Genomic DNA, 6839 nt, shown 5'->3' with positions numbered 1-6839 from the left:
CTAAGTTAAAGCTAAATGATATACAAAATGCAATAAACTTAGGAATACAAATATATAAATCAAATAACGGACAAGAGACAATTGAGAGATCTAGTAACTATGTAAATGAGTATTACGCATTAGGAAGAAATAATCCAGTAGATGTGCGAAAACTAGCAACAATAAGAGAAGCGATTAAGAGCTCAAGAGCATCATTAGGTGGCAGATTTCTAACAAGAAGTGAATTGTTAAAAATTATAATTGATGTAGCAAGTTCTACTCAGAAGCAAGTAGCATAATAATAAATGTAAAATTCAACTAATTGCCTTAAAGTAAAAAAAATACTTTAAGGCAATTTCATTATAATTATTAATGTATATATAATACAAAAGACTAGATTAATAAAAAAAACTTTACATTATTCTTACATTATGATAGAATATCACGGTAGACCGCACACACACAGGTTTTTATTAAAACAAGTTTTAATTCTTGTACCTATAGTGGCGAGACCGTTATGAGGAGGTGTTTTTTAATGTACGCAGTAGTAAAGACAGGTGGAAAACAATACAGAGTTCAAGAAGGAGACGTTCTTTTCGTTGAAAAGCTAGACGCTGAAGTTGAATCAACAGTTGAATTAACTGAAGTTCTTGCTGTTGGGGGAGAAACTTTAAAGGTTGGAACTCCAGTAGTAGAAGGAGCTAAAGTTGTTGCTAAGGTATTAGCTCAAGGTAAGGCAAAGAAGGTTGTAGTTTTCAAGTATAAGAGAAAGAAAGACTACAGAAGAAAGAATGGTCACAGACAACCTTACACTAAGTTAGTTGTAGAAAAGATCGAAGCTTAATTCTTATGATAGAAATTAAAATTAGATCAAGAAAAGATAATATTCTATCCTTTAGTATAAATAGTCATGCTCTAAGAGATAGAGAAGCTATTTTAGCTGGAGATGCATATGATATGATATGTAATACTGTATCTGTGTTATCACAAAGTGTAATCATAGGTTTAGATGAAGTTTTAAAGCTTAATGTAAATTATGAGATGAAGGATGGATATCTTGCATTAGATCTTCAAGGTTTTACCGACGAAGAGACAAATGAGGCTCAGGTTTTACTTAAGACCTTTGAGAAGAGCTTAGATAGTACTATTATGAGCTTAGATCAATCTTTTGGAGAAAAGAAACGTAAAGAATATATTATTTTAAAACATGAGGAGGTGTAAACTATGTTAATTATGAACCTTCAACTATTTGCTCATAAGAAAGGGCAAGGTAGTACAAGTAATGGTAGAGATTCTGAAGCTAAGAGACTTGGTGTTAAGTCAGCAGACGGACAATTCGTTTTAGCAGGAAACATTATCGTTAGACAAAGAGGAACTAAGATTCATCCAGGAAACAACGTTGGAAGAGGTGGAGATGACACTTTATTCTCAAAAGTTGATGGAGTTGTTAGATTCGAAAGAGTGGGTAGAGATAAGAAAAGAGCAAGTGTTTACCCAGTACAAGTAGAAGAAATAGCTGAATAATTTTTCTTTTAAAAAGCACCCTGGTTCAGGGTGCTTTTTTAAAAGTCTTAAAAAAACTTTAATATTTAATGAAGTTGAAATATGAAAATTTTATTCATGTTATAATAAAAACAGGAAACTTAAGGAATAATATAAAGAAAAAGATTTTACACAAGGACAGGTGATTAAATGTTTATAGATAAGGCCAAGGTATATGTAAGATCTGGTAAAGGTGGAGATGGTGCTGTATCTTTTAGAAGAGAGAAGTATGTTCCACTTGGAGGGCCAGATGGTGGAGACGGGGGAAGAGGCGCAAATGTTATCTTCAGAGTTGACACTGGTATAACAACCCTTCTTGATTTTAAGTATAAGAGAAAATTTGTAGCTGAAGATGGTGTTAATGGTGGAACATCAAAATGTTATGGTAGAGATGGTGAGGATTTATATATAAAAGTTCCAATGGGAACTATTATAAGAGAAGCAGAATCAAATAAAATAGTAGCTGATCTTTCGCATAAAGATGATGTGTTTGTGCTTTTAAGAGGTGGAAAAGGTGGAAAAGGAAATTGTAAGTTCTGTACACCTACTAGACAGGCACCACACTTTGCAGAGCCAGGAATGCCTGGAGAAGAAATGAACATAATATTAGAACTTAAGCTTCTTGCTGATGTTGGATTATTAGGTTTTCCTAATGTAGGTAAATCTACATTCTTATCCATGACAACAAAGGCAAAACCAAAGATAGCTAATTATCACTTTACTACACTAAAACCAAACCTTGGGGTAGTTGGAACAGATGGAACTGAACCTTTTGTCATGGCTGATATTCCAGGAATCATAGAAGGAGCTTCAGAAGGTGTTGGTTTAGGATTAGAATTCTTAAGGCATATTGAAAGAACAAGGATTCTAATACATGTTGTAGATATATCAGGTATTGAAGGAAGAGATCCTTTTGAAGATTTTGTTAAGATAAATGAAGAACTTAGAAAGTATTCAGTAAAGCTTTGGGATAGACCTCAAATAGTTGTAGCTAATAAGATGGATATGCTTTATGATGAACAAGTTTTCTTAGACTTTGAGAAAAAGGTTAAGGAAGTTGGTTATAAAAAAGTATTTAAGATGTCAGCAGCAACAAGAGATGGTGTTGATGATGTTATTAAGGAAGCAGCTAGAATGCTTAAAGAAATTCCAATAACAGAACTTGAAATATCTGAAGAAGAAAGATATATTCCAGAAGAGAAGAAATTCACTTATGACATCAGAATTGAAGAAAATGATGAATTTAATACTTATGTTGTATTTGGAAGTTTCGTTGATAGATTGCTAGAAGCTGTTGATCTTTATGATGCAGATTCATTAAGATATTTCCATAAGGTTCTAAATAATAAGGGAGTTTTAGCTAAGCTTAGAGAAATGGGTATTGAGGATGGCGATATGGTTAGACTTAATGACTATGAATTTGAGTATTTACTATAGGAGGATGAAGAATGCTAACAGGTAAGCAAAGAGCGTATTTAAGAAAATTAGCACATAATATAGATCCAATTTTCCAAGTTGGGAAAAATGGAGTTGAAGATACTTTTCTAAAGCAAGTAGAAGAAGCTTTAGAAAAGAGAGAGTTAATAAAAATAAAGGTATTAGAAAATAGTGGGTTAGAAGCTAGAGAAGTATCAGATATGATATGTGAAGAAGTAGGTTGTGAAGGAATTCAAGCTATAGGAAGCAAATTAGTGCTTTATAAAGAATCTAAGAAAAATCCACAAATAGAGATTCCAAAGGCAAGAAATTAGTTATGAATAAAGTGGGTATAATTGGGGGAAGCTTTGATCCTATACATTTTGCTCATCTTTATATAGCAGAGGAAGCAAAAAAAAGATTGGACTTAGATAAAGTTATATTTATACCAGTGGGAAGCCAACCTCTTAAACAAGATAAGAAGGTTACTGAGGCTTCCCTCAGATTTAATATGGTGCAATTAGCTATAAAAAGAAAAGTTGGATTTACAGTTTCAGATTATGAAATAAAGAAAAAGGGATTAAGTTATACTTATGAAACCTTAGAACACTTTAAAAATGATGGAGATGAGTTATATTTTATAACAGGTGCAGATTGCCTTTTTAGTTTAGATAAGTGGAAAGGCGTTCAAAGAATATTTGAACTATGCAAGTTTGCTGTTTTTACAAGGCCTGGATATAGTGATAATGAATTAATAAAAAGAAAAAGTTTTATAGAAAATAAGTATAATGGAAAAATAATTTTATTAGAGTTAGAAGGATTAAATATATCTTCAACAGAAATAAGAAAGAAGATATTTAAAGGAGAAAGTGTAAAAAACTTAGTTCCCAAAAGTGTATTAGATATTATAAAAGAAAAAGGGTTATATAGGGAGGAATAAAATGGATATATTAGAAGAAGCTTATGATTATGTAAAGGCTAATTTAAAGGACACTAGATTTATACATACTTTAGGAGTTGTATCAGTATCAAAAAAATTAGCTGAACTTAACGGAGTTTCTGAAGGCAAGGCTGAACTTGCAGCTTTATGTCATGATATAGCAAAAAATTTAAATGTTGAAGAATTTCAAAAATTAATGATACAAAATAATGTAGAATTAACTGAAGACGAAAAAAAGGCTCCTGAGCTTTGGCATTGTATAGTAGGGCCAATTGTAGCTAAAAATTCATTGAATATAGATGATGAAGAAGTATTAAGTGCAATAAGATGGCATACTACTGGAAAAGAAAATATGACTAGCTTAGAGAAGATAATATATATAGCAGATATGATAGAGCCTTCAAGGAAGTTTGAAGGTGTGGAAAATTTAAGAGAAGAAGCAATAAAAGATTTAGATAAAGGTGTTTTATTAGGCTTAACAAGTTCAATGAACTTCTTACTTTCACAAGGAAAACCTATAGATTTAAATACAGTAAAAGCTAGAAATTATTTGATTTGGAATAGGTAAGGATAAAGGGGGATACTATGAATAGGGAGAGAAGAGAACCATCTGGTATCAAACGAAAGAAAAAAAGAAGAGCACCTCAAACATTGGAGAAAATTGAAAGAAGTAGAAACATTAACTTTGATGATGATTATGAAGATAATAAAGCAAGAAAAAAGATAAGCAAAAGGAAAATTAGAAAACTTAGCACTGGGAAAAAGATATTTTTAGCTTTAGTGGCCATATTAACTATAATTATAATAAGTACAATTATTTCAGTTGTTGGTTTTTTCCTTAAAGTTAAGAATGATGATACTATAGCGGCTTCACCACCTTCTGGAGATGCAATTAATATTCTTGTGCTTGGTATGGACATTGGTGATGTTAATCAAGTAAATAACAAATCAATAAAAAGAACTGATACAATAATGTTGATTAATTATAATAAAAAGGCTAAAAAGACACAGGTTGTATCAATACCAAGAGATACGCTAGTTACGGAAAACGGTAAAAGATATAAAATTAATGCAGCTTACGAACAGGGTGGAGATAAGAAAATAAAAAGTGAAGTTGAAAATTTACTATCAACTACTATAAATTATATTGTAAAAATAGATTATGCGGCTTTTAGAGGATTTATGGATGCTATTGGGGGCATTGATATGGAAATAGAAAGAGATATGATATATGATGATCCAGGGCAAGGTTTGCATATTAACTTTAAAAAGGGAACAACTGAACATCTAGATGGAAAGAAGGCAGAAGAGTTCTTTAGGTGGAGAAAAAATAATGATGGTTCAGGATTTGCTAATGGGGATTTAGATAGAATAGAAAATCAACATAAGTTTTTACAAAAGATTGTAGCAAAATGTAAGAATCCAACAATAATTTTTAAAGTATCTAAAATTTTGGATAGTGTTGCAAAAAATATGGATACTAATATGTCTTCTTTAAGTATGATATCATTTGGGCTAAAGCTTATATCATCTGGAGGCGTGGAAATGAAGACAATACAAGGTGAACCCCAGATGATAGGAGGCCAATCTTACTTAGTATTTAATAAGAATAATAATAAGGAATTAATAGATTCGCTGAAAAATGGTTCAGTTAGTAGCAGTAGCAGTGTTGATAAAAAGGATATAAAGGTATTGATTCTTAATGGTACAAAAGTAAATGGTTTAGCTTCAAGGGTTAAGACTAATTTAGAGGTACTTGGATGGACTAGAGTTGATACAGGAAATTTTGATCCGGTGCCAAAAAGTATAATTAAGACTAATGATAAAGAAATAAAAAAACTCATTAGTTCTGATATGACAGAAGTAACGAAGTTTGACAACAAACCTGATGACGAAAAATACTCATCTTATGATGTAGTTGTAGTTGTAGGTAATGATTATAAAAAATTAGGAGAATAAAATGAGTGCTTTAGAGAAAAAAGTTGATAATAGATATGAAGGTTCTACTATTAGAGAATTTCTTAAAGAAGAGTTAGGCCTTTCTTCTAGACTCATTAGAGGAGCAGCTATTGAAAATAGAATATTAGTAAATAAAAATTCGGTAAGAATGAGATATATACTTCATGAAGGCGATGAAGTTTTAGTTAAGCTTCAGAGAAAAGAAAGTCAAAATATAATTCCTGAAAATATAGACATAAATATTGTATATGAAGATGAAGATATTTTAGTTGTGAACAAACAGCCTAATGTAGTTGTGCATCCAACGAAAAGGCATCAAACAGGGACACTAGCAAATGGAGTATTATATTACTTTCAAGAAACTAAGCAAAACTGTATAGTGAGATTAGTTAGTAGATTAGATATGGATACTTCAGGTCTAATTATTATAGCAAAGAATCAATTTGCTCATATGGCTCTTTCTAAGGAAATGCAGGATAATAACTTGGAAAAAAGATATTTAGCTATTGTACATGGGCATTTAAAAGAAAAAGAGGGAACTATAGATGCACCTATTTATAGACAAGAAGGTGTGGATAGTATTCAGAGAATTGTTGATAATAGGGGACAAAGAAGTATAACCCATTATAAAGTAGTTGAAAGTTTTAATGGTGGTGATTTGGTAGAATGTTTCCTTGAGACCGGCAGAACCCACCAAATTAGAGTGCATTTAAATCACTTGGGTCATCCTATATATGGTGATTCCCTATATGGATATGGTGAAGAAGAGAAAGAATTAATTGGAAGGCAGGCATTACATGCCTATGGATTAGATTTTAAATCTCCAAGGACAAAAGAAACTTTATCTTTAAGAGCTGAATTGCCAGAAGATATGAAAAATTTAATAGAAAGAATAAAGTAAAAACTATCTCAAAACGATTATAAATAATTGTTTTGAGATAGTTTTTTTGTTGAGGTTTAAATATAAGAATTTTAAATTTTAATACATTATAAAATGAGTAAT

At 31.1% G+C, this 6839-nt stretch carries 10 protein-coding genes; all 10 read left to right on the top strand.

Translation table 11 applies throughout. From position 1 onward, the window contains the following. Positions 1 to 278, top strand: a 278-nt coding sequence (locus tag FAY47_RS20225) for a hypothetical protein (RefSeq protein ID WP_185966739.1), incomplete at its 5' end; no start/stop codon positions are given. Positions 279 to 514: 236 nt separating this feature from the next. After that, positions 515 to 823 carry a 50S ribosomal protein L21 gene (gene rplU / locus FAY47_RS05840; protein ID WP_143315608.1) on the top strand — a complete coding sequence of 103 codons (309 nt, stop codon included), beginning with the start codon at positions 515 to 517 and terminating at the stop codon, positions 821 to 823. 5 nt (positions 824 to 828) lie between these two features. Continuing rightward, on the top strand, positions 829 to 1200 hold the full coding sequence (locus FAY47_RS05835; protein ID WP_143315606.1) for a ribosomal-processing cysteine protease Prp: 372 nt from the start codon (positions 829 to 831) through the stop codon (positions 1198 to 1200). A gap of 3 nt (positions 1201 to 1203) precedes the next feature. After that, the gene (gene rpmA, locus FAY47_RS05830; protein ID WP_143315604.1) at positions 1204 to 1503 is read left to right on the top strand and encodes a 50S ribosomal protein L27; all 300 of its coding nucleotides are present in this window, start codon (positions 1204 to 1206) and stop codon (positions 1501 to 1503) included. Between the two features lie 168 nt (positions 1504 to 1671). Further along, positions 1672 to 2958 (top strand): GTPase ObgE, encoded by a 1287-nt coding sequence (gene obgE, locus FAY47_RS05825; protein WP_143315602.1) that lies wholly within the window; start codon positions 1672 to 1674, stop codon positions 2956 to 2958. Positions 2959 to 2969: 11 nt separating this feature from the next. After that, on the top strand, positions 2970 to 3272 hold the full coding sequence (gene yhbY / locus FAY47_RS05820) for a ribosome assembly RNA-binding protein YhbY (protein WP_143315600.1): 303 nt from the start codon (positions 2970 to 2972) through the stop codon (positions 3270 to 3272). A 2-nt stretch (positions 3273 to 3274) separates the two neighbouring features. Continuing rightward, entirely contained in the window at positions 3275 to 3877 is a 603-nt protein-coding gene (nadD, locus tag FAY47_RS05815) for a nicotinate-nucleotide adenylyltransferase (protein WP_143315598.1), read from the top strand. 1 nt (position 3878) lies between these two features. Next, complete coding sequence (gene yqeK, locus FAY47_RS05810; protein ID WP_143315596.1) at positions 3879 to 4445, top strand: bis(5'-nucleosyl)-tetraphosphatase (symmetrical) YqeK; 567 nt, start codon at positions 3879 to 3881, stop codon at positions 4443 to 4445. Between the two features lie 17 nt (positions 4446 to 4462). Continuing rightward, positions 4463 to 5836, top strand: a complete 1374-nt coding sequence (locus FAY47_RS05805; protein ID WP_143315594.1) for an LCP family protein — start codon at positions 4463 to 4465, stop codon at positions 5834 to 5836. Position 5837: 1 nt separating this feature from the next. Then, the gene (locus tag FAY47_RS05800; protein ID WP_143315592.1) at positions 5838 to 6737 is read left to right on the top strand and encodes an RluA family pseudouridine synthase; all 900 of its coding nucleotides are present in this window, start codon (positions 5838 to 5840) and stop codon (positions 6735 to 6737) included. Positions 6738 to 6839 lie beyond the last annotated feature (102 nt).

The organism is Clostridium sp. HBUAS56017 (assembly GCF_007115085.1).
GTDB classification, from domain to species: domain Bacteria; phylum Bacillota; class Clostridia; order Clostridiales; family Clostridiaceae; genus Clostridium; species Clostridium cibarium.
Note: the sequence above shows the minus strand (reverse complement) of the source record. Positions and strands in the feature narration are given on the sequence as shown.